Source organism: Agromyces sp. NPDC055520 (assembly GCF_053619715.1).
The window spans coordinates 1-25,020 of sequence record NZ_JBSHJY010000047.1; the positions used below are offsets into that span (position 1 = coordinate 1).

The window sequence follows — 25,020 nt, forward strand, 5'->3', positions numbered from 1 at the left end:
ACTTCGCCCCCCTGACGCCGGGCGTGGTTCGCGCTTCCCGCGGCGGGGCTGCTCGCCCTGTTCTTCGCCTACCCCCTCGTCAGCTCGCTCTGGCAGAGCTTCTTCGCCACCTCGGGCGGGGTCTCGACGTGGGTCGGCCTCGAGCAGTACGCGCGGCTCTTCCAAGACCCGCTCGTCGCCAAGAGCCTCATGAACGCGGGCATCATCCTCATCGTGCAGGTGCCGCTCATGATCGCGCTGGCGGTCGGCCTCGCCTATCTGCTCAACCAGTCGTGGCTGCGGTTCCGCTCGGGGTTCCGCCTGCTGACGTTCCTTCCCGCGGTCACGACCCTCGTCGCGTACGCGGTCGTGTTCCGGGTCATGCTCGCGACCGACGGCGGCGCCGTCAACCAGGTGCTCGCACTCGTCGGGGTCGCACCGGTCGACTGGCTGAACAACGAGTGGTGGGCGCGCGTCGCCCTCATCGCGGCGATCACCTGGCGGTGGACCGGCTACAACATGGTCATCATCCTCGCCGGGCTGCAGTCGATCCCGGGCGAGCTCTACGAGGCCGCCCGCATCGACGGCGCCGGGCGCTGGCAGATCTTCACGAAGATCGTCATCCCGCAGCTGCGACCCGTGTTGATCTTCACCACCGTGACGTCGACGATCGGCGCGCTGCAGCTGTTCGACGAGAACTGGATCCTCACGGAGGGCGGCCCGAACGACGCGACGCTCACCCCCGTGCTCTACCTCTACAAGGTCGGGTTCCGCCAGTTCGACTTCGGCTACGCATCGGCGATCGCGTGGCTGCTCGTCGTGCTCACCGCCGTGATCGCCTTCGTGCAGTTCCGCATCATGAGGGAGAAACCGTGACCGCGACCTCCGCCCTGACCTCGGTCAACCCCGCCGTCGACGGTTCCCGCGGGCTGCTGCCCGCCGGGCCTCGCCGGTCGGGGCTGCGCCGCGGCCTGCTGCACGCCCCCGTCTACGCAGCGCTCGCGATCGCGAGCGTGCTCGCGATCCTGCCGTTCGCCTGGATGGTCATCGCCTCGACGCACCAGACCTCCGACCTGTTCGGCACGCCGCTCCCGGTGCTGCCGGGCGGGCAGCTGTGGGAGAACCTCGCGCGGCTGCAGGAATCGGTGAACTTCAGCCAGGTGATGCTCAACAGCCTCGCCATCGCCGTCATCTACACGGTGTTCTCGTCGATCGTGAGCATCATGGCGGGATACGGGCTCGCCACCTACCGGTTCCGCGGCCGGGGCGTGCTGCTCGCCGTCGTGCTCGTGACGATGATGATCCCGATGCAGGTGCTGCTCGTGCCGCTCTTCCAGATGATGGCGAGCGCGGGGTGGATCGACAGCTATCAGGCCGTCATCCTGCCGTTCCTCGCGAACGCGTTCGGCATCTTCCTCATGCGCCAGGGGTTCCTCGACTTCCCGGTGACGCTCATCGAGGCGGCGCGCATCGACGGGGCGAACGAACTGCGCACGTTCTACCGCATCGTGCTGCCCGTGGCGCGCCCGCAGATCGCGGCGCTCATCATCTACACGTTCATCAGCCAGTGGAACTCGTTCATCTGGCCGCTGCTCATGCTGAACACCGAAGACAAGTACACGGTGCCGGTCGCACTCAACACGATGATCGGCATGTCCCGCGTCGACTACTCGGGGCTCATGCTCGGCTCACTGCTGGCGACGCTGCCGCTCATGCTGCTGTTCCTGATCTTCCAGAAGCAGTTCGTGTCGGGGCTGCTCGGCGGCGCCGTCAAGGGGTGACCGCGCGCGTGCGCGGGGTCAGGCCGTGAAGTACTGGCTCGTCGCGTTGTCGAGGATCCGGCGCATGCCGAGGATCCAGTTCGTCTCGAGCGCGGCGACCGCACCGGGCACGTCGCCGTCGGCGAGGTGCCGCGCGATCGCGGTGTGCTCGGCGGCCACTCGCTCGATCATGACGTCGTTGGGCACGAGCAGCGACTCGTACCGGTGGAACGCCCCGCGCACGCTCGAGATGATGTCGAGCAGGCGCCCGTTGGGGCACGCCGACAGCATGACCCCGTGCCATTCGTCGTCTTTGGCGACGACGAGCGAGTGCTGCGCGAGTTCTTGTTCGAACGCGGCGGCGAGCGCGAGCAGGCGCTCGCCGATCGTACGCAGTTCGTCGATGGGGCTGAGCTCGAGGGCGAGGCCCTCGAGCGTCGCCATGACGGGGGCGAGCTCTTCGAACTCCCGGGCGCTGAGCGGCGCGAACCTGAAGCCCTTGCCGTTCTGGCTCTCGATCTGGCCTTCGGTCTCGAGCGCGATGAGCGCCTCGCGGAGCGGTGTGCGGCTCACCCCGAGTTCGCCGGCGAGCTGCACCTCGTTGATGCCCTCGCCCGGCTGCACGTCGCCGGCACGCATGCGCGCGAGCAGTTCCTCACGCACCTGGGATCGCAGGTTCTTGCGTTCGATCGCCATGAGTCCTCCTGTTTTCCGGGCTGGTTCCGATGCGGTGCTGTGCGCCGATTCGGCCGGCGGGGGCCGCGGCCAGCCTAGGGCTTGACCGGGCGTGGCATTCGACATAACGTGTCTGTATACAGAATACATTCTGCAACGCGCTCTGTACAGCGTGAAAGACACCCCACACCACGAACTCAGAGAGGAGCCGGAGTGGCTGACGAGACCCCGCGCAGCATCCGCCTCGACGCCCTCGCCTACGGCGGCGACTACAACCCCGACCAGTGGTCGGAAGAGGTCTGGCTCGAAGACGCGCGGCTGATGCGCGAGGCCGGCGTCAACCTCGTGAGCCTCCCGGTCTTCTCGTGGCCGCAGCTCGAACCGACGCCCGGGGTCTACGACTGGGGCTGGCTCGACCGGGTCATCGACGTGCTCTGGGGGGCGGGCGTGAAGATCGACCTCGCCACCGCGACCGCGACGCCGCCGTCGTGGCTCCTGCGCAGCCACCCCGAGATGCTCCCGTGGAACGAAGACGGTCTGCGCCTCGAGTTCGGATCCCGCCAGGCGTACTGCCCGAGCTCCCCGGTGTGGCGCGAGAATGTGGCACGGATGACCCGTGCCATGGCCGAGCGCTACGGCGACCACCCCGCACTCGCGCTCTGGCACGTGTCGAACGAGTACGGCGATCACGTGTCGCGCTGCTGGTGCCCCGAGTCATCCGCTCATTTCCGTCGCTGGCTCGAAGCGCGCTACGGCGACCTCGACGGCCTCAACGAGGCGTGGGGCGTCGGCGTCTGGGGTCAGCGGTACACGGCGTGGGAGCACATCGAGGCACCGCGCCGGGCGACCGGCCCCGTGAACCCGACGCAGCTGCTCGACTTCGAGCGGTTCTCGTCCGATGCGCTGCTCGAGCTGTTCCAGCTCGAGGTCGACGTGCTGCGCGAGGTCACCCCCGACATCGCGGTCACCACGAACTTCATGAGCCTGTTCCGAGAGCTCGACTACTGGACGTTCGCCGAGGCCGAAGACCTCGTCACCGACGACGCGTACCCCGACCCCGCCGACCCCCACGCCCACGTGCCGGCCGCACTCAACTACGGCCTCATGCGCTCACTCAAGGGCGGCGCGCCGTGGCTGCTGCTCGAGCAGGCCGCGAGCGCCGTGAGCTGGCGCGAGGTCAATGTGCCCAAGGCGCCCGGCCAGATGCGCATCGACAGTCTGCAGGCGATCGCGCACGGCTCCGACGGGGCGATGTTCTTCCAGTGGCGACAGGCGAAGTACGGGCAGGAGAAGTTCCACTCCGCGATGCTGGGGCATCGCGGCGAGGCCTCACGCAGCTTCCAGGAGACGAAGTCGTTCGGCGCAGAGCTTCAGAAGCTCGCGCCGGTACGCGGCTCCCGAGTGCGCTCGCGCGTCGCGCTCGTCGTCGACTGGGACTCCTGGTGGGGTTCCTCCGCCGCGGAGTCGCTGCCCTCGCAGCGCCTCGCCTGGCTCGCCCAGGCCCGCGCCTGGAACGCCGCGCTCTACGAGCTCGGCCACGCGGTCGACACGGTTCGCGCCGTCGGCCCCTTCGACGGCTACGACGTCGTCGTGGTGCCGAACCTCTACATCGCCGACGCCGCGCAGGCCGCCGCGCTCGCCGGCTTCGTCGCCCGCGGCGGCCAGCTCGTCGTCGGTCCGTTCTCGGGCGTCGTCGACGCCACTGAGAAGGTGCACGACGGCGGGGCGCCCGGCCCGCTGCGGGAGCTGCTCGGCGTCGAGGTCGACGAGCACTGGCCGGTGCCCGACGGGCACGCCGAGCGAGTGAGTCTCGACGGCGCCGAGTTCGAGAACCCGATCTGGGGCGAGTGGCTCGAGACGCGCGAGGGCACCGAGGTGCTCGCGCGATACACCTCGGGCGAGCTGGCGGGTCGGCCGGCGGCGACGAGGCGTGCCGCAGCAGCCGGCGCCGGCGGCGCCTGGTACCTGAGCGCGGTGCTCGAACCGGCCGGCATGCTCGCCCTGTTCCGCAAGGTGCTCGCTGCGGCGGGCCTGCCTGCGCGGGAGCGCACGAACACCGACCTCGAGGCGCTGACCCGCTCCGACCGGGCCACCGACTACACCTTCGTGCTGAACCACGGTCGTGAGGCGCTCACGGTCGAGGTGCCGGAGGGCGCGGTCGACCTGCTCGGCGACGCCGCGCTCCGCTCCTCGACGACTGGCGGCAGCCTCGCCCTGCCCCGCTTCGGCGCCGCCGTGCTCGCGACCCCGCGCGCGGCCGCCGCCCCCTTCATCACCCTGTCCGACACCACCGACTGAGGCACCATGACCGACGCATTCGTCCATCCGTACATCCCGAACACCGCCCCCGAGTCGAAGGCGGCGATGCTCGCCGCCGTCGGCGCGGCATCCGTCGACGAGTTCTACGCCGACGTGCCCGCCGAGCTGCGCCTCGACCGCCCGCTCGACCTGCCGGCGCCCCTCGTCGCCGAACAGGATCTCGCGCGCCACATCGAGGGCCTGCTCGCGAAGAACGTCTCGACCCGTCAGCGACTGAGCTTCCTCGGCGCGGGCACCTACCAGCACTACGTGCCGGCCGTCGTCGACGAGGTGATCGGCCGCAGCGAGTTCCTCACCGCGTACGCCGGCGAGCCCTACGAAGACCACGGCCGGTTCCAGGCGCTGTTCGAGTACCAGTCGCTCATGGCCGAACTGCTCGCGATGGATGTCGTGAACGTGCCGACCTACGACGGCTACCAGGCGACGGCGACCGCACTGTCGATGGCCGGGCGCATGTCGGCGCGCCGCCGCATCCTCGTCGCGAGCGACGTGCTGCCCGCCAAGCTCTCGAAAGTGCTCGACTTCGTGCGCGTGCACCTCGACCTCGAGTTCGTCGACACGATCGACGGCACGGCGGATGTCGCGGGGCTGACCGCACGGCTCGGCGACGACGTCGCCGCGGTGTGGGTCGAGACCCCGAGCTGCACCGGCGCGGTCGAGGCGCGGCTGCGCGAGATCGCCGATGCCGCGCACGCCGCCGGCGCCGTGCTCGTCGTCGGCACCGACCCGATCGGCTACGGCGTGCTCACCCCGCCCGCCGCGCAGGGCGCCGACATCGTCTGCGGCGACATCCAGTCGCTCGGCCTGCACCAGTGGTTCGGCGGTGCGCACGGCGGCTTCATCGCCGTGCACGACGACCCGAAGTTCGTCATGGAGATGCCCTCGCGCCTCTTCGGCCTCGCGACGACCGACGTGCCGGGGGAGTACGGCTTCGGCGACGTCGCCTACGACCGCACCTCGTTCGCGCACCGCGAGGAGGGCAAGGAATGGGTCGGCACCGCGGCCGCACTCTGGGGCATCGCCGCGGGCGTGTACCTCGCGCTCATGGGCCCCGCCGGCATGCGCGAGCTCGGCGAAGTGCTGCTCGCGCGCACCCGCTACGCCCAGCTGCAGCTCGCGGCGATCCCGGGCATCGCGCTCGGCGACGACGCCGTGCACCTTCGCGAGTTCACGATCGACGTCTCGGGCGCCGGGTTGACCGCCGACGGCGTCGTCGAATCGCTGCGCGCCACGGGCATCGAGCCCGGCGTGCCGATCGACGCCCACCGCCTGCTCGTCTGCGTCACCGAGATGACCACGCAGACCGACATCGACCGGCTGGCAGCCGCGATCGCGCGGCTCGGCGCGGGCTCCGCGCGAGACGACCGGTCAGACGCCGGCGCCGAAGCATCCGTCATCACCTCGACCCTGGAGCAGAACCGATGAGCCTCCCCGTCGCACCCAAGCCCGCACTGCGCCGCTTCCACCAGGCGCGCTGGGACGAACCGATCCTCTTCGAGCTGTCGACGCCGGGCGAACGCGGCGTCGCCGTCGCCGGTGTCGAAGCCGGCGTCCGCGACGCCGTGGGCGACGTCGTCGCCGCCCTGCCCGAGGGCCTCCGTCGCGAGGTGCCGCCCGCCCTGCCCGAGATGGGCCAGATGCGGGTCGTCAAGCACTACCTGCGTCTGTCGCAGGAGAACCTCGGCGCCGACTTCAACGTCGACATCGGCCAGGGCACCTGCACCATGAAGTACTCGCCCAAGATCAACGACCAGCTGATCGGCACGCCCGCCCTGCGGGCGATGCACCCGCTGCAGGACCCGGCCGACGCGCAGGGCGTGCTCGAGATCGTCTGGAACACGGAGCGCATGCTCGCCGAGATCTCGGGAATGGACGAGGTCTCGCTGCACACGCAGGGCGGTTCGGCGGCGATCTGGTCGAACATCGCGATGATCCGCGCGTACCACGAGGCGAACGGCGAGGCGGAGCAGCGGCGCGAGGTGATCACGACCATCTTCAGCCACCCGTCGAACGCGGCGGCGGCCAAGGCGGCCGGCTACGACGTCATCACGCTCTACCCCGACGCCGACGGCTACCCCGACCTCGACGCGCTGAAGGCCGCGCTCTCGCCGCGCACCGCCGCGATCATGGTCACGAACCCCGAGGACACGGGCATCTACAACCCGGCGATCAAGGAGTGGGTGGATGCCGCGCACGGGGTCGGCGCCCTCGCCTCGTACGACCAGGCCAATGCCAACGGGATCCTCGGCATCACGCGCGCCCGTGACGCCGGATTCGACGTGTGCCACTTCAACCTGCACAAGACCTTCGGGACGCCGCACGGCTCCGGCGGCCCGGGAGCCGGGGCGAACGGGGTCAGCGCGACCCTCGCGCCGTTCCTGCCGGGGCCGCGAGTCGTGCGCGAGGACGGTGTCGACGGCGCGCCGCGGTACGCGGTGCGCGAGGCGGAGGGGAGCTCCATCGGCGCGGTCGCCCCGTTCTTCGGCGTGATCCCGAACATCGTGCGCGCGTACGCGTGGATGATGGCGCTCGGCGCACCCGGACTCCGGGCCGTCGCAGAGATCGCGGTGCTGAACAACAACTACCTCATGAAGAAGGTGCTCGAGATTCCGGGCGCCTCGGCGCCCTATGCCGTCGGACGACGCCGCATCGAGCAGGTGCGCTACTCCTGGCAGGAGCTCTTCGAGGAGACCGGCATCAGCTCGGAGGAGATCGGCGTGCGAGCCTCGGACTTCGGCATGCACTACTGGACGAGCCACCACCCCTACGTCGTGCCCCAGCCGTTCACACTCGAGCCGACCGAGTCGTACTCGATGGCCGAGCTCGACGAGTACGCGGCGGTGCTCGCCGAGATCGCCCGCGAGGCGCGCGAGGAGCCCGAGACGGTGCGCACCGCGCCGCACAACCAGACCGTGCACCACACGCACCACGACGACCTCGACGACCCCGAGCGCTGGGCCATCACCTGGCGTGCGTACCGGCGCAAATACTTCGGCGCGGGCGGTGCGAACGGTGGTCGAGTAGCGAAGCGTATCGAGACCGCCGTCTGAGCATGCTCGGCCTCATCGTCAACCCCGTCGCCGGAATCGGCGGTCCCGCGGGCCTCGCCGGCAGCGACGGCAGGGCCGTGCAGGCGAGGGCGGCCGCGCGCGGCGCCGAGTCGCGCGCGGCCGAGCGTGCGCGATCGGCGCTCGCCGTGGTCGCTGCCGCGCACCCCGGCACGAGGGTGCTGACGGCTGCAGGCTCGATGGGCGAGCACGTCGTGCGCGCTGCCGGGCTCGAGCCGATCGTCGTCGGCCGGCACGGCGAGCCGACGGACGCGGCCGACACCACCGCGGCCGCACGCGCGCTCGCCGAGGCCGGCGCGACGCTCGTGCTGTTCGCCGGCGGCGACGGCACCGCCCGTGACGTCGCGGCGGGGCTCCGCACGGCGGGTCGGGGCGGCGACGTAGGAACTTCTGGTCGACTCACCGCGGCGGGCGCAGATGCACCCGGCGTGTCGCCGAGAAGTTCCTGCATCGACGACGGTGATCGACCGGTCGCCGCACTCGGCATTCCGGCGGGCGTGAAGATGTACTCGCCGGTGTTCGCGGTGAGCCCGCGGGTGGCGGGAACCCTCGCCGCGGCGTGGCTCTCCGACGACGGCCTGCCGGTGCGCGGGCTCGACGTGCTCGACGTCGACGAAGAGGCGCTTCGGCACGCCCGGGTCGAGCCGCGGCTCTACGGCACGCTCGACGTGCCATACCGTTCGGGGCGCACGCAGGCGCGCAAGACGGCCACGCCGGCCGACGAGCAGGCGAGCGTGCGCGGCGCCGCGAGCGCCGCCGCCGCCGCACTCCGGCCGGGGGTGCGCTACCTGCTCGGCCCGGGCAGCACGATGGCCGAGCTCGCGCGCGAACTCGGGGTGCCGAAGACGCCCGTCGGCGTCGACGTCGTGCTCGACGGCCGCCGGGTGCTCGCCGACGCCTCCGAATCCCAATTGCTCGACGAGATCGCGGCCGGCCCCTCGAAGGCCGTCGTCACGGTCATCGGCGGGCAGGGATTCCTGCTCGGCCGCGGCAACCAGCAGCTCTCCGCCCGCGTGCTCCGCGCGCTCGGCGACGATCCGCTCATCGTCGTCGCCCCCGAGCAGAAGCTCATCGACCTGGCCGGCCGGCCGCTGCTCATCGACACCGGCGACGCCGCGGTCGACGCACGGCTCGAGGGATTCGTCCGCGTGATCACCGGCGCGGCCGCCACCAGCATCTACCCTGTCACCGCACCCGATGCCGAGGGCTCGAGCCCCGAGGCATCCGAACCAGAAGGAGAAGGCCATGCGCCTTGAGAACAAGCAGGCCATCGTCACGGGCGGCGCCGGCGGCATCGGCCGTGCGACCTCGATCGCCCTCGCCGCCGAGGGGGCGGCCGTCGCGGTCGTCGACCTGAACGCCGAGGCCGCGACCGCGGTCGCCGAAGAGATCCGTGCGGCCGGCGGCACCGCGATCGCGATCGCGGCCGACGTCTCGTCCGAGGCCGACATCGAACGCGTCGTGGCGACCACGGTTGCAGAGCTCGGCGGCGTGAACATCGTCTTCAACAACGCGGGCATCATCCGCCGCACGACGGCCGTCGAGACCACCGTCGAGGAGTGGGACCGCGTGTTCGGCGTGAACGTGCGCTCGATCTTCCTCATGTGCAAGCACGTCGTGCCGATCATGGCGGCCGCGGGCGGCGGTTCGATCGTGAACACGGGTTCGGGCTGGGGCCTGAAGGGCGGCGGTCAGGCGATCTCGTACTGCGCCTCGAAGGGCGCCGTCGTGAACATGACCCGTGCGCTCGCGATCGACCACGGCCCGCAGGGCATCCGTGTCAACTCGGTCAACCCGGGTGACGTCAACACGGGCATGCTCCGCGACGAGGCGCGTCAGTTGTCGCAGGACGCCGACGCGTTCCTCGCCGAGGCCGCCGACCGCCCGCTGCGGCGCATGGGCGAGCCGCGCGAGATCGCGGCGGCGGTCGTCTGGCTCGCGAGCGACGAGTCGAGCTACGTCACCGGATCGGCGCTCGTCGTCGACGGCGGCGGCATCGCGTAGCCCGCTCACTTTTCAGGAGGGGGTGTGCGATCGCCGGGCCTTCCGGGGCCGAGTCGGCGCACGGCGGCGTTCTGGTGTGCGAGGCGGCGCAGCGCGAGCAGCACCGGTTCGTAGAGCGCGGTGCCGAGCACCGTGTACTCGACGGCGGCATGCGGCTCGGGCGGCATCCGTTCGAGGTCGTAGGCGGCGAGGTCTGCGGCCGCCCGGCCGTAGCGCGCGAGGCGCTCGGGGGTGATCGGCACGCCCGCGTCGTCGGCGGCCGCGAGCGCGCCCTCGAGCTGGGCGACCGCGGCGAACTCGGGGTCGTAGACCTGGCCGAGCGCTTCGAGCGCGGCGCGGGCGCGCGGGTAGGGGTCGGCGTCGTCGTCGGCCGGCGCGGCGCCCGCGGGCGGCAGTGCGCCGACCGCGCGACCGAGGGTCGCGTAGAGATCGTCGCCGGGTTCGTCGACGAGGTGCAGCACGGCACGCGCCTGCGCCACGCTGAGCCCGACCGGGCCGGTGAGCGCGCGCACGAGCCGAAGCCGGCGCAGGTGCCCCTCGTCGTAGCTCGCCTGCGTGGCCGAGGTCGCGGTGCCCGGCTGCAGGAGGCCCTCGCGGAGGTAGTACTTCACCGTCGCGACCGGCAGCCCGGCCTCGGCGGCGAGTGCGGAGATGCGCATGCGGAACCTGCCCTTGCATTGGATAGTGCAACTCTCTAATATTGGAGAGTACAACTATCTAATCATGAATCCGTATTGAAAGGGACCGGCCATGTCGCCAGCACCAGACCTCATCCTCATCGGCGTCCTCCTGCTCGCCCTCGTCACCGTCGAGAGCGGCGGCTACTTCCTCACCCGCGTTGTGCGGGGGCTGGCGCCGGCGAATCGATTGCAGATGAGCTTCTTCCGCGCGGGCCACGCGCACGCCGCCGTGCTGCTCGTGCTCTCGATGGTGATCCTCTCGGTCGTCTCGTCCGCCGCGCTCGACGGGTTCTGGCTCTGGCTCGCCCGTCTCGGGGCGCCGATCGCGGCGATTCTCATGCCCGCCGGCTTCTTCCTCTCGGCGCTCGGGCGCGACCCCGAGAAGCCGAACCGGTTCATCGTGCTGCTCTGGGTCGGTGCCGCGGTGCTCACCGCCGGGCTGATCACGGCCGGCGTGGGGCTCATCGCCGGCGGCATCGCGGCGCTCTGAGCGAGCGGAGGGATGCGGGCCGGTGCGCGAGTGGGTGCGAGACGGGCCCGATCGGCGTAGCGTCGCCCCATGGCCATTCCGCAGCGCTTCTCGCTCGTCACGCTCGGCGTCGCCGACGTCGAGGTCGCCACGGCGTTCTACCGCAGGCTCGGCTGGCGCGAGGCGCCGTCGTCGGTCGCGGGCGAGATCGCCTTCTTCGCGACGCCCGGCGGCGTGATCGCCCTGTGGGAGACGGCAGAACTGGCGAAGGATGCCGCGTTGCCGACCATGCACGCGCACGCCCCGGGCTTCCGCGCGGTCGCCCTCGCGATCAACCTCTCCTCGCCCGAAGAGGTCGACGACGCCGTCGGCGACTGGGTGCTCGCGGGCGGGTCGATCTCGAAGGCCGCCGCGGCAACCGAGTGGGGCGGGTACAGCGGCTACGTGGCCGACCCCGACGGCAACCTCTGGGAGCTCGCCTGCAACCCGTCGTGGCCGCTCGACGAACGCGGGCTGCCGGTGCTGCGCGGTACCTGAACGCGGCTGGTCGGGGGCGACATCCGGGGCATCTACACTGGAATCCGTGACTTCAGAGGAAACCGTCGACGTCGTGCTGATCGGCGGGGGCATCATGAGCGCGACGCTCGGCTCCCTGCTCTCGCAACTCCAACCCGATTGGTCGATCCGCCTCTACGAGCGACTCGGCGAGGTCGCGCAGGAGTCGTCGAACGCGTGGAACAACGCCGGCACCGGTCACGCGGCGCTCTGCGAACTCAACTACATGCCCGAGAACCCCGACGGCACCGTCAACGCCGACAAGGCCGTCTCGATCAACGAGCAGTTCCAGATCAGCCGGCAGTACTGGTCGTATCTCGTCGAGCAGGGTGCACTGCCCGAGCCGCACAACTTCATCAACACCGCGCCGCACATGACGTTCGTCAAGGGCAAGGCCAACATCGAGTACCTGAAGAAGCGGGTCGCCGCGCTCGAGGGTCAACCGCTCTTCCCCGAGATGGAATTCACCGAAGACCTCGAGCGCATCGCCGAGTGGACCCCGCTGCTCGCGAAGAAGCGCAACCCCAAGGCGCGCGTCGCCGCGACCCGCACGGTCGCCGGCACCGACGTCGACTTCGGCGCACTCACGGGCCTGCTGCTGCGCGACATCGAGCGGCGCGGGGCCCAGATCGCCACGAACCACCAGGTCACCCGGCTCAAGCGCCAGAAAGACGGCACCTGGCGGTTGCACGTGCGTCATCTCGTGGGCGGCACCCCCAAGGTCGTCAACGCGCGCTTCGTGTTCGTCGGCGCCGGCGGCGGCGCCCTCGCGCTGCTGCAGCACTCGGGCATCCCCGAGATCAAGGGCTTCGGCGGGTTCCCCATCTCCGGCCAGTTCTTCCGCACCACGAACCCCAAGCTCGTCGCGCAGCACCAGGCGAAGGTCTACGGCAAGGCGGCCAAGGGCGCTCCGCCGATGTCGGTGCCGCACCTCGACACGCGCGTCGTCGACGGCGAGACCGCGCTGCTCTTCGGGCCGTACGCGGGCTTCACGCCGAAGTTCTTGAAGACCTCGACCTGGTTCGACCTGCCGTTCTCGGTGCGCCTGCACAACATCGGCCCGATGCTGCAGGTCGCGTTCAAGAACTTCGACCTCGTGAAGTACCTCGTCGGCGAACTGCTCGCGAACCGCGACAAGAAGCTCGCGGCGCTGCGCGAGTTCATGCCCACGGCCAAGAGCGAAGACTGGGAGCTCATCACGGCCGGCCAGCGCGTGCAGGTCATGAAGAGAGACCCCGAGAAGGGCGGCGTCCTGCAGTTCGGCACCGAGGTCATCACCGGCGCCGACGGCACGATCGCGGGCCTGCTCGGCGCTTCGCCCGGCGCCTCGACCGCTGCGCCGATCATGCTCGACGTGCTCGCGCGCTGCTTCCCCGACCGCATGGCCGAGTGGGAGCCCAAGCTCCGCGAGATGATCCCGAGCTACGGCACGACGCTCTCGAACGATCCCGAGAAGGCGGCGGCCTCGCTCGCCGCCACCGCGAAGGTGCTCGACATCACTGCCTGAGACGTTGCCGACCGGCGTGAAGCCGGCCGTGTCGCATCCGTCGGGTGTCGCAACCGCCGGTGTCGAAACGCACCCTTGTCGAAACGCAGGCCGCTCTGCTACCGTCGTACCCGCTATGAAGTGAGCACACACCCTCGTCCCGCGCCTGAGGCGCCGTAGACCCCGGGTGTGCGCACGGTTCTGATCACGCCGTGCTGATCGCGACAGCGACGTGCGCACCCATCCGCGGCAATGCCCGGCGGGACTCCTCTCCGCTCCCGGGCGGTCGTCGGCGCCGCGCGCCCGCGATCGCCAGCCCGGTGCACCGTGCGAACGATTGTGCGCCGCGGCATCCGTCGACCGCCCGGGGGCATTCGCGCAAAGGGCGTACCCCATGGCTGCATCCGTCACCTTCTCCCATCATCTCCGCGTCGACGGGCTCTCGGTCTCGTATCCCGACCGCCGCGTGTTCGCCGACCTCGGCTTCGCCGTCGCCCCTGGCGCGCGGCTCGGCCTGATCGGCGAGAACGGCGCCGGCAAATCCACCCTGCTTCGGCTGATCGCCGGCGATTTCGAGCGAGTGGATGCCGCGGCATCCGCTCGATCCGAAGCGACGACCTCCGGCCGCATCACCCGGCCGCGGCGCACCGCGCTGCTCGCCCAGGAGCTGCCGTTCGGCCCCGACGAGCGCGTCGGCGAAGTGCTCGAGGCCGCGCTCGCCGAGGTGCGGGCGGTCGAGCGAGAGCTCGATGCCGCGGCTGCGGCGCTCGCGGGCGACGACGCAAGCGGCGACGCAAGCGGCGACGCCGTGTCGGCCCGGGCCGCGGCGCGCTACTCGGCCGCCCTCGACGCCGCCGAACGCGCCGACGTCTGGAGCGCCGAGGCGCGTCGTGACGAACTGCTCGACGGCCTGGGCGTGGCGGGCCTCGGTCTCGACCGGCGCATCGACGAGCTCTCGGGCGGCCAGCGCTCGCGTTTCGCGCTCGCCGCGCTGCTGCTCGGCGCGCCCGATGCGCTGCTGCTCGACGAGCCGACGAACCACCTCGACGACGCCGCCGCGGCGTTCCTCGAAGATCGGCTGCGTGCGTGGCGCGGGCCGGTCGTGTTCGCGAGTCACGACCGGGCGTTCCTCGATCGTGCGGCGACCGGGCTGTTCGATCTCGACCCCGGGCCGGCGGGCGCCGGCGCCGAAGCGGGCGCAGGCGCGGGCGCCTCCCAGCACGCGAGCCCTGACGACGAGCCGCTCGCCGCCTCGGGCTGCACGGTCTTCGGCGGCGGGTTCAGCCGGTTCCTGCGGGTCAAGGCCGATGAGCGCGCGCGTTGGCTGCAGCGCTACGACGACGAGCAGGACGAGCTGCGGCGCCTTCGCATCGGTCTCGCCGAGACGGCTCGCGCGGTCTCGCACGACGCACCCATGCGAGATCGCAACCGGATGGCATTCGGGCGGCGGGGCGACCGCGTCGAGCAGCAGGTGAGTCGGCGCGTGCGCAACGCCCAACTCAGACTCGAGATCCTCGAGCGCGACCAGGTGCCGAAGCCGCCGACGCCGCTCGCATTCGCCGGTATCCCGTCGGGCTCGCACGCGTTCGACGAGGAATCCGGCCCGCTGGTGCAGCTCTCGGACGTCGCCGTCAACGGCCGCCTTTCGCTCGAGACACTGCGGGTGGCACCGCTCACGAGGCTGCTCGTGACGGGGGCGAACGGCGCCGGCAAGTCGACGCTGCTGGGTGTGCTCGCGGGCGCGCTGCGCGTCGACGGCGGCGAGGTGCACCGGCGCAGGGGTCTGCGCGTGCAGTTGCTCGAGCAGGACGTGCGCTTCGCCGACCCCGGCGCCTCGCCGCGCCGGTTGTACGAGCGCGCGCTCGGCGAGCGGCGAGCCGAACAGGTGCCGCTCGGCGGTCTCGGACTCATCGCCCCGCGCGACGAGTCCCGCCCGATCGGCGCCCTCTCGGTCGGGCAGCAGCGGCGCCTCGCGCTCGCACTCGTGATCGCGCGGCCGCCGCACGTGTTCCTGCTCGACGAGCCGACGAACCACCTCTCGCTCGGGCTCGCCACCGACCTCGAGGCGGCGCTCGGCACCTACCCCGGCGCCGTCGTGATCGCGAGCCACGACCGGTGGCTGCGGCGGCGGTGGGCGGGGGAGGAGCTCGAGCTCGCGGCGGGCAGCGCCGTACAGGTGGGCGCGCTCCGGTAGGCGTGCTCCGGTGAGGCGAGCGGATGCCGCGGGGCGGGCGTGTCGCCGCGGCATCCGCCCCGCTTGCGAATCTCTCGAAGATATGTTCGAATGTGTGAATGCGGTGGAGCGGGCAGGAGCTGGGGGTCGAGCAGTCGGGCGCCCTGCCCGGGCTCGCGAAGCTCAACAACCTCGTGCGCTCGGTGCAGACCCCCGACTTCGCCGGCGTCACCTTCCACGAGGTGGTCGCGAAGTCCGCGCTGAACCGCGTGCCGGGCCAGTCCGCGATGCCGTTCGGCTGGACCATCAACCCCTATCGGGGCTGCACCCATGCGTGTGTATATTGTTTCGCTCGGCCGACGCACACTTACCTCGACCTCGACGCGGGTGACGACTTCGATCGGCAGATCATCGTGAAGGTGAACGTCGCCGAGGTGCTGCGACGCGAGCTCGCGAAGCCGGCATGGCGGCACGAACCGGTCGCGCTCGGCACGAACACCGACCCCTACCAGCGGGCCGAGGGGCGCTACGCGCTCATGCCCGGCATCATCGAGTCGCTCGCGACGAGCGGCACGCCGTTCAGCATCCTGACGAAGGGCACACTGCTGCGGCGCGACCTGCCGCTGCTCGTCGAGGCCGCGGCGCACGTGCCCGTCGATGTCGCGATGTCGATCGCGATCTACGACGACGAGTTGCAGCATTCGGTCGAACCGGGCACCCCGAGCACGAAGGCGCGGCTCGCGACCGTCACCGCGGTGCGCGAGGCAGGGCTCGACTGCTCGGTGTTCCTGATGCCGATCCTGCCGTACCTCACCGACACGAAGGCGCACCTCGACGAGGCGTTGCGCGCTGTGAAGGCGGCGGGCGGCACGAGCGTGCTCTATTCGGCCCTGCATCTGCGGGGCGCCGTGAAACCGTGGTTCATGCAGTGGCTCGAGCGTGCGCACCCCGAGCTCGTGCCGAAGTACCACTCGATGTACTACGGCACCAACGCCTCTGCGCCGAAGGCGTACCGGCAGTGGCTCGGCCAGCGCATCAAGCCGTTGATCAGGGCGCACGGCCTCGAGCACGGTCTCGAAGACCCGGTCACCGGGGGAGTGCGCTCGTCGGCGCTCGCACAGGGGCCCGCCACCGGCATCAGGCCGTTCGGCCGTGCGCGGCCGGCGCTGCATGCCGGCGATCTGCCCGTGACGCTCAGCCTTCCGCCCGACCCGGCCGCCCTGTTCTGACCCCGTCGACCGCGAGTCGACACGAGTCGCCCGCGCGTCTGAGAGACTCGTCCGCGCGAGGCGCCGGGAAACTGGGATAATCCGCAGAGGCCCGAACATCGGTGTTCGCACGGCGCACGAGCGGAGGAAACGATGACCTTGGGGTTGCCGGGACACCTCGCGCGGGAATCGCTGAGTCGAGCACTCGCGAACGCCGGCCATTGGGCGGCATTCACCTGCCTCGGTGTCGGTGCGGTGCTCGGGGCCGTCATGGCGACCGTCGGCGGCGAGCCCGGTCGCTGGATCGGATCGCTGCTCGTGCTCGTCATGGCCGTGCTGCTCGCGCTCGTCGCCCGCTACCCGACCGTCACCCTCACCGTGCTCTACCTCGGCGTCGGAGCAGGGGTCGTGTTCGCGATCACGCTCATGGTGATGGACGGCGACCAGTTCCCGTCCACCAACAACGCGGTGCTCGCCCTGCCGGCCATCGCGCTGCTGCTCGTCGGCGGCGCCGGCAGCGGATCGGCGATCGGGGTCACCTGGGCGTCCCTCGGCTTCGGTCTCGGCGAGGCCGCGGCGTTTCTCGGCACCGTCGTCGGCGGCGGCACCTACTCGCCGAATCTCGCGGTCTGCTTCGCGTTCGTCGTGGTCGTCGTCGTGCGGGTGTTCGACGGCGTGACCCGTCTGTCAGACATGCGCCGCGACACCGGTCTGCACCGTGCCAGCCAGCAGACCCGCGAGCTCGCGATCCGGCACGACTACGAGCTTCGCGCCACCGCGCGACTCCACGACACGGCGCTCAGCCATCTGGTGGCCATCGCCGCTGCCGGCTCGGGGCCGGTCGACGAACGACTGCGCGTCGGGATCCGGCAAGACCTCGGTCTCATCGTCGGCCGCGACTGGGCGATCGATCACGCACTGAACGGCGACCCGGCGACCGGGGGCGGCGCGGGCGTCCCGCGTTCGTACGCACCGCCGCCCGCGGCATCGCCCGCCACGGGCAATCGGTCGAGCGCCCGCCGTGGTCGCGCCGGCGCAGGCTCCGGCCAGAGCTCGCGACACGCCGCGGGCTCGGCGGCAGTCGCCGGCACCGAAGCATCCGACGACCCCCGGTTTCCCGTCGACGACACCGTGCCGTCGCTCTCGCATGCCTTCTCATCGGCTGCCAACGCCGGTCTCGAAGTGCGGGTCACCGGTGACTTCGCCGTGCTCGGCACGCTCGGCCCGCGTCGGGTCGCCGCGCTCGATGCGGCGGTCGCGCAATGCCTCATCAACGTCGCGCGCCACGCCGGCGTCGGCCAGGCCGAACTCGCGCTCGGGCTCGGCGGCGGCGAAGTGACGGTCGCCGTCATGGACAGCGGTGTGGGCTTCGACGAGAGCGAGGTGCCGCCCGATCGCATCGGGCTGCGCACCTCCATCAGGGCGCGCATCGAGCAGGAGCACGGCACCGTGCGCCTCTGGTCGACGAAGGGCATCGGCACCACCATCGTGCTGACGGTGCCGGAGGGCGGCGAATGAACGGGCATCTGCGCCTGACGCAGCAGGAGGCCGACCCGATCGGGGCGATCAGCGCGTCGCCGATCGTCGTGATCGGTGCGGCGCTCGCCTTCCTGCTGGCCACGGGGTTGACATGGTGGCACTGGAGCGAGGTGGCTTCGCCGCTCGCCGCGGTGATCGCGCTCGTACTCGTCGCGGCGGCCGGCACGACGGCCGCGCTCGCCGCCGCACCGGCTCGGGCACCCTTCACCAATGAGCGCCTGTGGATCGTCGTGACACTCGCGGTCGGCGCGGCCATCGCCGAGTACGTGAGCACGATCGGCAACAACCGTCAGCTCGTCGACGACTTCGGGCCGACGGTCATCGGCATGCTGATCTTCTCGCTCGCACCGTTCTGCACCTGGTTGTCGGCCGTGTTCGCGGGGGTGCTCTCGACGGCGGTGCTCTCGATCCTCGTCGTGGGCGCGTCCATGTACACGGAGTCCACCGCGCCGGTCGCCGCGCTCGTCACGTTGAACGCCGCACCGGTGCTCGCGATGTCTGCCGCGGCCGCCGGGTATTCGTACGGCATCGTGGCCGAGACGCTCGCGTGGCAACGGGAGGCCAATCGCGCGGCGCTGCAGCGGGATGCCGAGCTGCGAGCCGGCATCGCGCGATCGGTGCAGCAGAGCCGTGTGTCGGTGCTCGGGCGCGAGGTGCTGCCCTTCCTCGCCGGGGTCATGACCGCCGATCGCATCACCGTGACCGACGCCGACCGGGCGCGCGAACTCGCCGAGGCGCTGCGGCGGGCGCTCCGGGCCGGCATCGAGTCGACGTGGCTCGACGACCTCGCCGCCAGCATCCGCATGAATCGCGGTGTCGATACGATCGTCGACGATCCCACGGGTGCGGCCACGGCCCTCACCGCCGATCAGCGCTCGGCGCTGACCGCGCTCATCTCGTGGCTCGGCGACGCCTCCCGATCGCGGCTCATCACGGTGTCGTTCACCGAGGAGTCCGATGGCGAGACGCACGGCGACATCACCCTGGTGGCCGAAACGGGCGCCTCACCACCGAGCAGACGGGACCTCGACCGATTCGTCGCGGTGGCACGTGCCGTCGCCCTGCGCGCGGATGCGTCGCTGACGAGAGAGAATGTGACTGTGGGGTTGAGCTATGACATCGATTGAACATGTACCGGAGCCGGCGCCGCCGCATCGGCTGGCGATCCTCGACGACCATGAACTCATCGTCGACGGTCTCGCCCGTTGGTTCACCGACGTCGCGTCCGACTTCGCGGTGGTGATCCGCGCGACGAGCTGGATGGACCTCGTGCGCGACCCCGAGTTCCCGGTCGACCTCGTGCTGATGGACCTCCAACTCGGCGATACCGTCTCGATCGAATCGCGCATCAGGGCGTGTCGCGCGGCCGGCGCGAAGGTGATCGTCGTCACCGCGATCGACGACGAGGATTCGCGCCGGCGCTCGCTCGTCGCCGGTGCGGTGGGCTTCGTCTCGAAGACGCTGCCGGCCGACGAGCTCGTCGAGTACGCGCGGCGCGTCATGCGGGGCGAGCGGGTGCCGCGGCATCCTGCGTCGACATCGCGAGCGGATGCCGCGGGCGTCGCGCCCGACCGTCACGGCGTCGCGTTGAGCGCCGCAGAAGAGAAGGCGCTTCGCTACTACGCGCAGGGCCTCAGCACGGTCGAGGTCGGCCGGCGCATGGAGGTCGGCTACGAGACGGCCAAGACGTACCTGCGTCGCGTGCGCGAGAAGTACGCCAAGGCGGGGCGTCCCGCCAGCCGCAAGGCCGAGCTGATCCGCCGTGCGGCGGAAGACGGGTACCTCGAGTAGATGGCGAAGCTGTACTTCCGCTATGGGGCGATGAACTCCGGCAAGTCGACGGCGTTGCTCCAGGCGGCGTTCAACTACGAAGAGCGCGGGCACCGGGTGCTGCTCGCCAAGCCCGCGATCGACACGAAGGGCGACCGCGACATCGTCTCGCGACTCGGGGTCGTGCGCGCGGCCGACTTCACGATCGCGCCCGATTCGAGCGTGCGCGAGCTGTTCGAGACGCATCGCCGTGGCGTCGTGCAGCAGGCCGGGCGCGACGTGAGCTGCCTGCTCGTCGACGAAGCCCAGTTCCTGAACTCCGACCAGGTCGACGATATGCTGCGCATCGCGCTCATCGACGGAGTGCCGGTGCTCGCCTACGGCATTCGCACCGACTTCCAGACGGTGGCGTTCCCCGGCAGCCGGCGCCTGCTCGAGGTGGCGCACAGCCTCGAAGAACTGAAGACGATCTGCCGGTGCGGGCGCAAGGCCATCTTCAACGCCCGCCTCATCGACGGGGTCTTCGTATTCGACGGCGACCAGGTCTCGATCGACGGCGAAGCGGTCACCTACGAGTCGCTCTGCGGTGTCTGCTACCTCGACGAGAGCGGCGGGGTGCTGAACGGGCGGCACTGAGCGCGCGGCACTGCGCGGGCGGCACTGCGCGGGCGGCACTGCGCGGGCGGCATCGAGCGGATGCCTCGTGGCGCCGTTCGAGGCGCAGGGCTGGCGCTTTCACCGCACCGCGCGTGATGATGGGGTGAGACCGCTCGGAGGTGCGCCATGAACGAGATCGCGGTGGGTGTCGGCACCGGCGGTTCCGCCACGATGCGGGCCGTGCGCTGGGCCGCCGAGCGGGCCTCTGCGCTCGGCAGCACCCTGCGACTCGTGCATGTCGTCGACGAGTCCTCGATCTCGGCGACGCAGGGCGAGGGCGCCGGCGCTTCCGGCGATGTCGTGCGCGCCTCCGAACGGCGCGCGCACGAGTGCCTCGACGAGGCGGTCGCGGCCGTCGCGGCCGTCGACGCCGGCATCGAGACGGTCACGAGCCTCGAGCACGGCTCGCCCGTCGAGGTGTTCGAGCGCATCTCGGGCGAGGTCTCGATGCTCGTCGTCGGCAGCGACTGGCACGGCGGGCGCAGGGCCAGCCGTCGCCGCGTGCTCGGTCTGCGCATCGCCGCCGTGAGCACGTCGGCGGTCGCGGTCATCCCCGACCTCGAACCCGAGGGCCGCAGCGGGGTCGTCGTCGGCGTCGACGGCTCGCACATCTCCGACCACGCGCTCGCCTTCGCCGCCGACGAGGCGCACCGACTCGGCGAGCCGCTCATCGCCGTGCACTCGTGGGACGTCGTGGCCATGGTCGGCGGCGAGTACGGCTACGGCGCCCCGCTCATCGCGACCGACGACCTCGCCCGCGCCGAGACCGAGATCCTCGAGGCGGCGCTCGCACCCGCGGCGGCTGCGCACCCGACGCTCGAGATCCGGCGGGTCGTCGCGGCCGGCGACCCGGTGCACGATCTCACCGAGGCGGCGTCCGAGGCGAGCCTGCTCGTGGTCGGCAGCCACGGGCGGGGCGCGATCGCGCGGTTCCTGCTCGGGTCGGTCAGCCAGGGCGTGCTCGCCAACCTGACGGCGCCGACGGTCGTGGTGCGGTGACCGATGACGCGGCTCCGCTCGCCATGGCGACTGCTTCGCGGCGAGCGGCGGTGCGCGTCGACGGGGTCGACGCTGCTCGCGGCCTCGCCCTCATCGGCATGTTCGTGGCGCACGTCGCGCCCGCCGCGACATCCACTGAATTGACATCGTTGATCGCACTCGCCGACGAACGCCCCCGACTGCTGTTCGCCCTGACCGCCGGAATGGGCCTCGCATTCATCTCCGGCGGGGTGCGGCCGATCATCGACGGCCGTGCGGGCCTCCGTCGCCAGATCGCGATCCGGGCGGTGATCCTCATCGTGCTCGGCCTCGCCATCGCGTCGACCCTGCACCCGCTCGTCTACATCATCCTCGACGTGTACGGCGTCGCGTTCCTCATCATGCTGCCGCTGCTGTTCCTGCCGGTGCGTGCAGCCCTCGTCGCCGGCATCGCGCTGCTCGCGGTGATGCCGGGCCTGGCCGAACTCGCGGCCGCCACCGATCCCGTCGTCGATCTGGCGTCGGGGCCGCTCGGCCTCCTCGTCGAGTGGGCCGTGAGCGGGGCCTACCCGGTGGTCGTGTGGGTGCCGGTGATGCTGATCGGGCTCGCCCTCGCCCGCCTCGGCCTCGGCTCGCCGCGCGTCGTGACGATCGCGGCCGTCGCCGGCACGACGGTCGCTGCGGTGCTGCTGCCGATCGTCGCGCTGATGCCGGGCGGCAACGCCGCGGCATCCGTCGACCCCGCCCTCGACCCCGCCGCCGAACCCGATCCATGGGTCTCCGCCCTCCGCACCTCGCTCGAAGCGGTCGGCAACGTCGGGGTCGGCGTGGTCGTCGTCGCCGGGATGCTGCTGCTCACCTCCTTCGCGCGCCCGCGGGTACGCCGCGTGGCAGGGGCGGTGCTCTCGCCGATCACCGCGATGGGGTCGATGCCGCTGAGCGTCTACACCCTGCACCTGCTGGTGCTCGCCGCCTCCATCCGCGTCGAGACCGGCATCTACACCGACGACTCCGTCGAACTCCTCGTCGGCCTCGTGATCGGGTCGATGCTCTTCGCGTGGCTCTGGCGGCGCTATCTCGGTCGCGGCCCGCTCGAGCGGCTGCTCAGATGGGCGAGCGGGCGGAGCCGAGCAGATGCCGCGTCGCCGCCCGACTCGTGACGGTACGGCAGACTGGAACGGTTCGAAACGGAAGGATCCCCATGCGCATCTCGGTGATCGGCTGCGGCTACCTCGGTGCAGTGCACGCCTCAGCCATGGCCGAACTGGGCCACGAGGTCGTGGGCGTCGACGTCGACGAGGCCAAGATCGCGGCGCTCGCCGCCGGGCGACCGCCGTTCTACGAGCCCGGGCTCGCCGAGATCCTCACCTCGGCGACCGCGAGCGGCCGGCTGCGGTTCAGCACCGATATCGCCGATGCGGCCGACGCCGAGGTGCATTTCCTCGCCGTCGGCACCCCGCAGGCCGCCGACACCGGCGCCGCCGACGTGTCGTTCGTCGACGCCGCGTTCTCGGCCCTGCTGCCGCACCTGGCCGAGGGGGCGCTCGTCGTCGGCAAGAGCACCGTGCCGGTGGGCACCGCCGCGCGCCTCGCGGCCCGGCTCGCGAGCGAAGCCCCGCAGGCGTCGTTGGCCTGGAACCCCGAGTTCTTGCGCGAGGGCTTCGCCGTGAACGACACCCTCTCGCCCGATCGACTCGTCTACGGCGTCGGGCCACGCGACGACCACGCGGCATCCGTGCTCGATCATGTCTACCGGGCCGCGATCGAGGCCGGCACGCCGCGCATCGTGACCGACTACGCGACCGCGGAGCTCGTGAAGGTCGCGGCGAACGCATTCCTCGCAACCAAGATCAGCTTCATCAACGCGATGTCCGAGATCGCCGACGCGACCGGCGCAGATGTCACGGCGCTCGCCGACGCGATCGGCCACGATGCCCGCATCGGGCGCCGCTTCCTGAACGCGGGCGTCGGCTTCGGCGGCGGGTGCCTGCCGAAAGACATCCGGGGCTTCACCGCACGGGCCGAAGAACTCGGACTCGGCGGCACCTTCGCCTTCCTCACCGAGGTCGACGCGATCAACCTTCGGCAGCGACGCCGCGTGGTCGATCTCGCCGTGGCCGATCTCGGCGGCTCGGCCGTCGACAAGAAGGTCGCCGTGCTCGGCGTGACCTTCAAGCCCGACTCCGACGACGTGCGCGACTCGCCCGCCCTCGACATCGCCGTGGGACTGAGAGAACTCGGCGCCGACGTCGTCGCAACCGACCCCGAGGGCATCGAGAACGCGCGAGCGCGGCAGCCCGAGCTGCACTACGCGTCGACGACGCGGGAGGCGCTGTCGGGAGCCGACCTCGTCATTCTCGCGACCGAGTGGAGCGAGTACCGCGCACTCGACCCCGAGGCCGCCGCGCGGCTCGTGGGGGAGCGGCGCATCATCGACGGGCGCAACGTGCTCGACCCTGCGGCGTGGCGCGCGGCGGGGTGGCACTACCGCGGCATCGGGCGGCCGTAGGGGGTCTACGGGGCCCATGGGCTCCACGCCCCGGCCGTGGGCCTGCGGACATGAAGAAACCCCCTCCCGAAGGAGGGGGTTTCACCCGGTCGGGGTGACAGGATTTGAACCTGCGACCTCGTCGTCCCGAACGACGCGCGCTACCAAGCTGCGCCACACCCCGGGGTCGGCCCTTGCGAGCCTCAACAAGAATAGCCGATAAATGGCGGCCGTCAGACCACGTGGCGGGTGCCGCGGCGGCTATTCGGTCGGCCGCAGCGTGAGCAGCGTCGCCTCGGGCGGGCAGGCGAAGCGCACGGGAGCGTAGATCGAGGTGCCGAGGCCGGCCGAGACGTTCAGGAACGCCGACCGCAGGCCGTGCCGCCAGATGCTGAGCCCCTTGACCTGGTCGCGCGGGATGTCGCAGTTCGTGACGAGCGCCCCGTAGCCGGGCACGCACACCTGGCCACCGTGCGTGTGGCCCGCGAGCATGAGCTGTGCGCCGTGATTGACGAACGAGTTCAGCACGCGTTGGTAGGGCGCGTGGGCGACGCCCACGGTGACGGTGGGGCGAACTTCGACCGGTCCCTGAGCCCGTCGAAGGGCGTCGGGCCACGTCTCATCGCCGAGCGGATCATTCGCGCGGAGTTCGTCGATCGCGGCGGTGATGAGGTCGAGCCGGTCGTAACCCTTGTGCGGGTCGTCGACGCCGAAGAACTCGAAGTGCGTGCCGCGGAGGTCGAGGGCCGTCGCGGTGTTGTCGAGGTCGTGCCAGCCGAGCGAGTCGAAGAAGGCGTGCAGTTCGCCGATGTCGAGCGATGCCGCGCGGCGGCCGAGGCGCGACGGCCCCGTGAAGTACCCGAACGGATTCTTCAGCACCGGCCCGAAGTAGTCGTTCGACCCGTTGACGAAGACGCCGGGAACCCCGCGGAAGGGCTCGAACGCGTGACGGATGCCCTCGATGCCCCGCTCATGCCCGAGGTTGTCGCCCGTGTCGACGATGAGGTCGGGCCGCAGGTCGGCGAGGCTGCGCACCCACTCCTGCTTGTCGCGCTGCCAGGGCGCCATGTGCAGGTCGGAGAGGTGCAGCACCCGGATCGGCTCCGCGCCCGGCGGGAGCACCGGGACATCCACTCGCCTGAGCGTCCAGTTGGTGCGCTCGACGAGCGATCCGTACGCGAATGCGGCAGCACCCGCCGCGGCGATCGCGAT

The 25,020-nt window shown here is 71.1% G+C and carries 22 protein-coding genes and 1 tRNA gene; 19 read left to right on the top strand and 4 right to left on the bottom strand.

Translation table 11 applies throughout. From position 1 onward, the window contains the following. Positions 1-189: 189 nt before the first annotated feature. Together ACWGST_RS14630 and ACWGST_RS14635 are read left to right on the top strand one after the other, a co-directional pair. Positions 190-855 carry a carbohydrate ABC transporter permease gene (locus tag ACWGST_RS14630; protein ID WP_452047395.1) on the top strand — a complete coding sequence of 222 codons (666 nt, stop codon included), beginning with the start codon at positions 190-192 and terminating at the stop codon, positions 853-855. Next, complete coding sequence (locus tag ACWGST_RS14635) at positions 852-1,760, top strand: carbohydrate ABC transporter permease (RefSeq protein ID WP_452047396.1); 909 nt, start codon at positions 852-854, stop codon at positions 1,758-1,760. Before ACWGST_RS14630 ends, ACWGST_RS14635 begins: the two co-directional genes overlap by 4 nt. A gap of 18 nt (positions 1,761-1,778) precedes the next feature. Here the strand turns inward: ACWGST_RS14635 and ACWGST_RS14640 are convergent, their stop codons facing one another. Then, the gene (locus tag ACWGST_RS14640) at positions 1,779-2,435 is read right to left on the bottom strand and encodes a GntR family transcriptional regulator (RefSeq protein WP_452047397.1); all 657 of its coding nucleotides are present in this window, start codon (positions 2,433-2,435) and stop codon (positions 1,779-1,781) included. A gap of 192 nt (positions 2,436-2,627) precedes the next feature. Here ACWGST_RS14640 and ACWGST_RS14645 point away from each other — a divergent pair, with 192 nt between their 5' ends. From ACWGST_RS14645 to ACWGST_RS14665, 5 genes are read left to right on the top strand one after another with little or no spacing between them, the layout of a single operon-like run. Next, on the top strand, positions 2,628-4,712 hold the full coding sequence (locus ACWGST_RS14645) for a beta-galactosidase (RefSeq protein WP_452047398.1): 2,085 nt from the start codon (positions 2,628-2,630) through the stop codon (positions 4,710-4,712). Positions 4,713-4,718: 6 nt separating this feature from the next. Then, complete coding sequence (gcvPA, locus tag ACWGST_RS14650; RefSeq protein WP_452047399.1) at positions 4,719-6,158, top strand: aminomethyl-transferring glycine dehydrogenase subunit GcvPA; 1,440 nt, start codon at positions 4,719-4,721, stop codon at positions 6,156-6,158. Beyond that, positions 6,155-7,783: an aminomethyl-transferring glycine dehydrogenase subunit GcvPB gene (gene gcvPB / locus ACWGST_RS14655; protein WP_452047400.1), complete on the top strand. Its 1,629-nt coding sequence runs from the start codon at positions 6,155-6,157 to the stop codon at positions 7,781-7,783. The genes gcvPA and gcvPB overlap by 4 nt, the downstream gene beginning before the upstream one ends. A 2-nt stretch (positions 7,784-7,785) precedes the next feature. After that, positions 7,786-9,057 carry an ATP-NAD kinase family protein gene (locus ACWGST_RS14660; RefSeq protein ID WP_452047401.1) on the top strand — a complete coding sequence of 424 codons (1,272 nt, stop codon included), beginning with the start codon at positions 7,786-7,788 and terminating at the stop codon, positions 9,055-9,057. After that, positions 9,047-9,805 carry an SDR family NAD(P)-dependent oxidoreductase gene (locus tag ACWGST_RS14665; RefSeq protein ID WP_452047402.1) on the top strand — a complete coding sequence of 253 codons (759 nt, stop codon included), beginning with the start codon at positions 9,047-9,049 and terminating at the stop codon, positions 9,803-9,805. The genes ACWGST_RS14660 and ACWGST_RS14665 overlap by 11 nt, the downstream gene beginning before the upstream one ends. Positions 9,806-9,810: 5 nt before the next feature. Here the strand turns inward: ACWGST_RS14665 and ACWGST_RS14670 are convergent, their stop codons facing one another. Continuing rightward, positions 9,811-10,464 carry a MerR family transcriptional regulator gene (locus tag ACWGST_RS14670; RefSeq protein WP_452047403.1) on the bottom strand — a complete coding sequence of 218 codons (654 nt, stop codon included), beginning with the start codon at positions 10,462-10,464 and terminating at the stop codon, positions 9,811-9,813. Between the two features lie 91 nt (positions 10,465-10,555). Here ACWGST_RS14670 and ACWGST_RS14675 point away from each other — a divergent pair, with 91 nt between their 5' ends. The 12 genes from ACWGST_RS14675 (at position 10,556) to ACWGST_RS14730 (ending at position 23,829) form a co-directional block, all read left to right on the top strand. Continuing rightward, the gene (locus ACWGST_RS14675; RefSeq protein WP_452047404.1) at positions 10,556-10,975 is read left to right on the top strand and encodes a hypothetical protein; all 420 of its coding nucleotides are present in this window, start codon (positions 10,556-10,558) and stop codon (positions 10,973-10,975) included. 69 nt (positions 10,976-11,044) lie between these two features. Then, positions 11,045-11,491: a VOC family protein gene (locus ACWGST_RS14680; protein ID WP_452047405.1), complete on the top strand. Its 447-nt coding sequence runs from the start codon at positions 11,045-11,047 to the stop codon at positions 11,489-11,491. Between the two features lie 46 nt (positions 11,492-11,537). Further along, positions 11,538-13,016 carry a malate:quinone oxidoreductase gene (locus ACWGST_RS14685; RefSeq protein WP_452047406.1) on the top strand — a complete coding sequence of 493 codons (1,479 nt, stop codon included), beginning with the start codon at positions 11,538-11,540 and terminating at the stop codon, positions 13,014-13,016. A gap of 373 nt (positions 13,017-13,389) precedes the next feature. Next, positions 13,390-15,189, top strand: coding sequence for an ATP-binding cassette domain-containing protein (locus ACWGST_RS14690; RefSeq protein WP_452047407.1), 1,800 nt, complete (start codon positions 13,390-13,392; stop codon positions 15,187-15,189). Between the two features lie 98 nt (positions 15,190-15,287). Next, positions 15,288-16,397 carry an Rv2578c family radical SAM protein gene (locus tag ACWGST_RS14695; protein WP_452047408.1) on the top strand — a complete coding sequence of 370 codons (1,110 nt, stop codon included), beginning with the start codon at positions 15,288-15,290 and terminating at the stop codon, positions 16,395-16,397. A 132-nt stretch (positions 16,398-16,529) separates the two neighbouring features. Next, complete coding sequence (locus ACWGST_RS14700; protein ID WP_452047409.1) at positions 16,530-17,894, top strand: sensor histidine kinase; 1,365 nt, start codon at positions 16,530-16,532, stop codon at positions 17,892-17,894. After that, positions 17,891-19,042, top strand: coding sequence for a hypothetical protein (locus tag ACWGST_RS14705; RefSeq protein ID WP_452047410.1), 1,152 nt, complete (start codon positions 17,891-17,893; stop codon positions 19,040-19,042). The genes ACWGST_RS14700 and ACWGST_RS14705 overlap by 4 nt, the downstream gene beginning before the upstream one ends. Beyond that, positions 19,029-19,706, top strand: coding sequence for a response regulator transcription factor (locus ACWGST_RS14710; RefSeq protein ID WP_452047411.1), 678 nt, complete (start codon positions 19,029-19,031; stop codon positions 19,704-19,706). The genes ACWGST_RS14705 and ACWGST_RS14710 overlap by 14 nt, the downstream gene beginning before the upstream one ends. Continuing rightward, a complete protein-coding gene (locus ACWGST_RS14715) occupies positions 19,707-20,321 on the top strand; it encodes a thymidine kinase (RefSeq protein WP_452047412.1) in 615 nt (204 codons plus the stop codon). It begins immediately after the preceding gene. Positions 20,322-20,468: 147 nt separating this feature from the next. Beyond that, on the top strand, positions 20,469-21,341 hold the full coding sequence (locus ACWGST_RS14720) for a universal stress protein (protein WP_452047413.1): 873 nt from the start codon (positions 20,469-20,471) through the stop codon (positions 21,339-21,341). Then, complete coding sequence (locus tag ACWGST_RS14725) at positions 21,338-22,480, top strand: heparan-alpha-glucosaminide N-acetyltransferase domain-containing protein (protein WP_452047414.1); 1,143 nt, start codon at positions 21,338-21,340, stop codon at positions 22,478-22,480. Before ACWGST_RS14720 ends, ACWGST_RS14725 begins: the two co-directional genes overlap by 4 nt. 41 nt (positions 22,481-22,521) lie before the next feature. After that, on the top strand, positions 22,522-23,829 hold the full coding sequence (locus ACWGST_RS14730; RefSeq protein ID WP_452047415.1) for a UDP-glucose dehydrogenase family protein: 1,308 nt from the start codon (positions 22,522-22,524) through the stop codon (positions 23,827-23,829). Positions 23,830-23,918: 89 nt separating this feature from the next. Here ACWGST_RS14730 and ACWGST_RS14735 read toward each other — a convergent pair. Both ACWGST_RS14735 and ACWGST_RS14740 read right to left on the bottom strand, forming a co-directional pair. Next, positions 23,919-23,992, bottom strand: a tRNA-Pro gene (locus tag ACWGST_RS14735). 77 nt (positions 23,993-24,069) lie between these two features. Next, positions 24,070-25,020 carry a metallophosphoesterase gene (locus tag ACWGST_RS14740; protein WP_452047416.1) on the bottom strand — a complete coding sequence of 317 codons (951 nt, stop codon included), beginning with the start codon at positions 25,018-25,020 and terminating at the stop codon, positions 24,070-24,072.